3 protein-coding genes are annotated in these 3,144 nt (G+C 47.3%); all 3 read right to left on the bottom strand.

What is annotated here, in order from left to right:
- Window positions 1-954 (bottom strand): hypothetical protein (locus MHN01_RS22305; protein ID WP_239413523.1); only part of this gene is annotated, 954 nt, incomplete at its 3' end.
- A gap of 9 nt (window positions 955-963) precedes the next feature.
- The gene (locus MHN01_RS22300; RefSeq protein ID WP_239413521.1) at window positions 964-1,407 is read right to left on the bottom strand and encodes a type III secretion system chaperone; all 444 of its coding nucleotides are present in this window, start codon (window positions 1,405-1,407) and stop codon (window positions 964-966) included.
- A gap of 312 nt (window positions 1,408-1,719) precedes the next feature.
- Window positions 1,720-2,967 (bottom strand): SGNH/GDSL hydrolase family protein, encoded by a 1,248-nt coding sequence (locus MHN01_RS22295; RefSeq protein WP_239413520.1) that lies wholly within the window; start codon window positions 2,965-2,967, stop codon window positions 1,720-1,722.
- Window positions 2,968-3,144: the final 177 nt, after the last annotated feature.

Here is a 3,144-nt window from a genome sequence, read left to right as displayed (position 1 = left end):
CGCAGCTTCCGGTATCACATGGTTCGCCGCCGCTTTAATTCCTGTCAGCCCAAGCGAATAGGCTTGTTTGGCGGCAAAATTGCCGACCGTATTGGTAACTGCAGAGTCAACGGCACCATTAACGATAGGCTTAATGCCTACCTTACCGACAGGACCAAGATTAAACGCCCCCAGCGGCATAAAGATAAAATCGACCGCTGTCGAGAACATCGCTTTGCGCGCCTGCTTTTCATGGCCTTCATAGAGAACATCAGTCAGGTTGTGGGCGAAGGTATTGCGGGTTTCTGGCTTTTCGGCCAGCTTCCCGATCCGTCCGGCAAACAATTCTTTGTCACACTCTTTGGAGGCAGTTACACACTTATCGACAATACCGACAAAATTACCAATCACCGGCACATACTTGGCTGCCTTCTTGACCGGTCCGCTGATATCTCCTTTTTTGGTGTCGTTCCAGACATCTGTCGCGGGTTTGCCGACATGCTCCTTGGCAAACTGCTTCACCTTGCCGTCGAAACAGCCCGGTTTGTAATCCTCCAGCAGCGCAATCATCCGCGGATCCCGGCCCGCGGTCTTAAAGCATTCCGCCAGACATTTATACGCGTCCGGATCTATCTTCAACTGCTGCAACACCTGTTTCACTTCCTGCACATTACGGCGAGTAATCGGATCGCCTTTACGCAGGTTGTATTCCAGCGGGCTGAACGCATCCAGACCATCTTTAGAGTGCTCACGTTGCAGTGCCGCCTTAAACTCGCGGCCAGTGGTGATATTCTCTTGCTTTAGCGCTTCAGCTTTACTGCTTGATACCAGGCTGGTGATGCTGTCGATTTTTGAATCGGCCTTAACCACAGTGCCGTCTTTGGCCAGCAAACGAGTATCTGAGTTCTTGGCATACTTCATAAAGTCTTGCAGCGGGACATTTGACGAGGTATTTCCAACTTGTGCAGGGCTCATCGTCGTCTCCTACACCATCATGGTTGTGACATCAGGTTGCGGGGTTTGGCTTTCTACCGATTTAAACCCATCGGCCATCACCTTCCGCCAGTGCTCGACCACTTCGACAGCGGCTTCGATCATTGCTGCAAACCCTTCGTACTGAACAACTTCCATTGAATCCTGGCGGCTGGCTATCAGCATGTCGGTTTCTGGCGACAGTGAGATCGTAAAGCCTTTGGTGCCCAGCCAGAAATAGTTGGCCGCAAGGATTTGCTTAAGCTGACTCACCGTGATGTCCTCAGGCAAAATGCCAACCTGAGTAAACAGAACCAAATAGCCTTTGTGCTCCTGCAAATGCAGACGAACGCTATCTTGGTTGATTGCCAGGGTAACGATGCCCTCCTCGTTCGGCTCAATCAGGTCGATACCGTAGTCCTGACAAAAATCTGCCATCAACTGTTTTAATTCCATCTAACACCTCCAGTAAAAATAAGGCGCTAGAGTAATTAATCAGTCTCATCAAATAAGGATAAAAACAGGAAATATCACTGAATTCTTGATGTGTTCTCGACAAGTAGTAATACCAAGCAAACTTAAGATGCTGGTTTATTTCACAACTTAATTATTGCTTGGTTATTTGAGAATTTTTTGAGGCTCAGTGCTTATATCCAAGCTACGTCAAGATGCAGGATTCAGAGTAAGACCAGCGATTTAAAGAAGCCTGGGGATATAAAAAAACCTCAGCACAAAGGCTGAGGCTTTTCATTGAGTGACTTGGTTTACTTAGAAGGTAAACTTCTTGAGTACCGTTTCAATGATGTTGTCGGCAATATACTTATGGGTTGCCGTTGTCGGGTGAGTCACTCCCCAGAATACATAGGAATCAGATCCATAATACGCACACTCGTTTGTCAGGCTATGGCTGTACAGGTAATCCAGCGCCGAGCTACGGTTGATATCCAAACAAGGCTCAGAGGCATTCTGGAAGCCGTGCTCCTGTGGGTTGCTCGTCATTTGCTCAAACAGAGAATAGGCATCGTACAATTGCACGTTAATGCCTTTGTCCTGATAGTACTGAGCTTGTTCCGCAATATATTGGTTAAATTCGACGATCTTCTGGCGGACCTTCACCGCTTCTTCCTGGGTAGAATACTTAAACTGAGGCGCTTTGGTTGCATCAGGTAGAGTAAATAGCAGGATGTTTTTCGCTCCGGCATCAGTGAGGCGGATCAGCGCCGCGCTAAAGTCAGATTTAACCTCCGGCACTTCACGGTCATAGTTCATGAAGTCGTTCAGGCCGAATTCCAGGGTGAACAGAGTATTTTCCGGGCGATAATTTTTGGCCATCTTCATATAAGTCAGATAAGACGTAACCTGATCATAAACTCCCGTCAGGGCAACATACTGGTTAGTACCAGCCGCACCACCTACAGCCCAGTTATAAAGCGGAATATCCTTGTTTTGTGCTATGTATTCCGTCCAGACAAACCCGTTCGTGAAGTGGCCAAGGAACCAAGAGTTGCTGTTAGGGAAAATCCACTGAGAGCCGTTAAACATATTGCCCGTGTCTGACAGGCTGTCACCAAACACAACCATTTTATTGATCGCAGTTGGTTGGAACACATTATCGTTAGTCCAGATTGAGTGGTTATATGAGAAACGGTTATCGGACGCGAAATACGTAATATCTGCCGTATCGTGAGTGACACCTAACGTCTTATCACAACGCTGTTTGATGTTGTCCTGAGACTCGTCGGTATAGAACATGTTCTTGAACGAGACGGAAGAGTACCAATAACCGGAAACTGTGTAGTAGCTGCCATCGTCATTGAGTGCCCATTCCCAATCCGTCGCCGGATCATCGTGGCTAGCCGCCGGGCGGTACCAACACCGAACATAGGTGTAGGTTTCCGAAGCCTGAACACTGCTGACTTGTGCAGCTGTAATTGCCTCAGGGGTTATCGCTGCATCAGCTGACGCTTGTGATGCAAATGGCAATAGCATAGAGAGTAGCAAGGTATGTTTTTTCATTATTATCTACTTATGGTTAGTTATTGTGATGAAGTCCCCCCGCCCGAAAAGGTCGAAGAGAAAAAATGCAGATAAATCAACGTCTGTTGTGCTTTTACTCTAAATTAGAGCACTGCAACAGGTATCATTCACGATGTTTATTCTGATTTCTGAATCATACTCACAACAAATACCCAC

The sequence above is a fragment of the Photobacterium sp. OFAV2-7 genome (genome assembly GCF_022347985.1).
Taxonomy (GTDB): Bacteria; Pseudomonadota; Gammaproteobacteria; order Enterobacterales; family Vibrionaceae; genus Photobacterium.
This window is presented reverse-complemented; position numbering and strand designations above follow the sequence as displayed.